The 552-nt window shown below is 65.9% G+C and carries 1 protein-coding gene; it reads left to right on the top strand.

Going from position 1 to position 552, the window contains the following annotated elements; all coding sequences use genetic code 11:
- Nucleotides 1–133 precede the first annotated feature (133 nt).
- A partial coding sequence (locus tag AC01FP_RS18900) for a cytochrome c1 (protein ID WP_474482488.1) occupies nucleotides 134–552 on the top strand: 419 nt, incomplete at its 3' end.

Below are 552 nucleotides of genomic sequence, written 5' to 3'. Positions count from 1 at the left end.
GTTTCCTCGATCGAGCAGCCCGAACCGCTGCCGTTCTCGATCACCGAGGCGGTGCTGGGCAAGGACCCGGAAGCGAAGCTGGGCGCAACCGCCGTTCCCGCTGCGGCCTGAGGACGAGAGAAAGAGACCCGACATGATCCGTCTTATCGCAATCCTCATCGGCCTCGGTTTCACCCTCGTGGTGACCTGGTCGTTCGGCGTCGGCGCCTACACGGCCGCCACTGAAGGTCTTGGCGCCCCGACCGCGGAAAAGGTCGTCCACCTCAAGCCGCACGGGCCTGAAGGCGGGTTCTCGTTCGATGGCCCGCTCGGCCGGTGGGACGAAGCCCAGCTCCAGCGCGGCTACCAGGTGTACAAGGAAGTCTGCGCTGCCTGCCACAGCCTGCAATACGTGCACTTCCGTGACCTCGCGGCGCTCGGCTACACCGAAGGCCAGGTCAAGTCGCTCGCTGCCGAGTGGACCGTTCCCGGGATTGATTCCGATACGGGCGAGACGACCACCCGCAAGGGCCTGCCGACCGACAGGTTCCCCTCACCGTACGCCAACCGGAT

The sequence above is a fragment of the Cyanobium sp. NIVA-CYA 375 genome, assembly GCF_056108345.1.
This window is presented reverse-complemented; position numbering and strand designations above follow the sequence as displayed.